The sequence below is a fragment of the Paenibacillus sp. EZ-K15 genome, from assembly GCF_002573715.1.
Classification (GTDB): Bacteria; Bacillota; Bacilli; order Paenibacillales; family Paenibacillaceae; genus Paenibacillus_AQ.
In genome coordinates this window covers 1-1,359 of sequence record NZ_PDHM01000032.1, presented here as the reverse complement: position 1 = coordinate 1,359, position 1,359 = coordinate 1, and the positions used below count along the sequence as shown (strand labels likewise).

Genomic DNA, 1,359 nt, shown 5'->3' with positions numbered 1-1,359 from the left:
GGGTCTGTCAATAATTTTGTGTAAACTCTTTACCAAGGAATCCCCCGAGGGGGATTTTGGCGTTTTTAGCGCAAGTAGTTGCTCACTCGATCTGGAAAAAAGACGGACAATTGAAGTAGCATTTGCCCCCAGTTTTGCACACGTCCTGTCCATTTACGGGTGACATCCATCGTAGCCAGATACAGCATTTTAAGCAAGGCTTCGTCCGTCGGGAAAATACTTTTTCCCTTGGTCACTTTGCGGAGCTGCCGATGGTAACTCTCGATCATGTTGGTGGTATAGATTAGCTTACGGATTTCGGGCGGGTATTTGAAGAAGGTCGAGAGTTCCTCCCAGTTATTTCGCCAGGAGCGGACGATGAGTGGATATTTGACGCCCCAGACTTCCTCGAATCGGTCCAATTCGAGCAGTGCCCCTTCCTCTGTGGCCGCTTTGTAGATCGGCTTCAGATCGGCAGTCACTTTCTTGAGGTCCTTGTAAGACACATAGCGAGTCGAATTTCGGATCTGGTGAATAATGCATTTCTGGATTTCGGTTTTTGGATAGCAGGCAGTGATCGCCTCAGAGAAGCCACTCAAGTTGTCTACACAGATGATGAGGATATCCTGAACCCCGCGATTTCGGAGGTCATTCAGTACACTGAGCCAGAACTTGCTGGATTCATTTTCGCCAATCCACATACCCAGCACATCTTTGTTCCCATCCAGATCAATGCCAATAACCATATAGGCGGCTTTGTTCACGATGGCTCCGTCCTGCTTCACTTTAAAGTGAATGGCATCCATGTACACGACGGCATATATGCCTTGAAGTGGCCGATTCTGCCATTCTTTTATGAGGGGCACGATTTTGTTGGTCACATTGGAGATGAGGGTAGGCGACACTTCGATGCCATACAGATTCTGCAAATGGTCCTGAATTTCCCGGGTACTGACACCTTTGGCATACAGCGCGATAATCTGGTCCTCGATGCCGGTTACGTTCTTTTGATGTTTCTGGACCACGATCGGTTCAAACTCTCCCAGCCGATCCCGTGGAACCGTGATTTCCTGCTCCCCGTACTCGCTGATCACCGACTTCTTGCTTTTGCCATTACGGCTATTCGGTGTCATCTTGGCCTTAACCTCATGCTTCTCGTAGCCCAAATGCGTGTCTAATTCGGCTTCCAGCATCTCCTGCAGCGTTTCAGCAAACAGTTCTTTCAAGGCATTTTGCGCATCCTGAGCCGTGACCAGCTTATTCTCCTTAATGAACGCTCGCAGTTGCTCTTTTGTCCAGAGTCCCATGTGTTCTCCCCAACCTTTCTATTACTTCCATTTTAATAGATTTGGGAGTTTACACAATTTATTTTACAGACTC

General features: G+C 48.0%; 1 protein-coding gene. It reads right to left on the bottom strand.

What is annotated here, in order from left to right:
- Window positions 1-65: 65 nt before the first annotated feature.
- Window positions 66-1,286, bottom strand: a complete 1,221-nt coding sequence (locus CRG97_RS32800) for an IS256 family transposase (RefSeq protein WP_098749643.1) — start codon at window positions 1,284-1,286, stop codon at window positions 66-68.
- Between the last annotated feature and the right edge of the window lie 73 nt (window positions 1,287-1,359).

What these genes read in the sequence shown, in the direction of transcription:
- CRG97_RS32800 (WP_098749643.1), bottom strand. Translation starts at nt 1,286, where the DNA reads ATGGGACTCTGGACAAAAGAGCAACTGCGAGCGTTCATTAAGGAGAAT.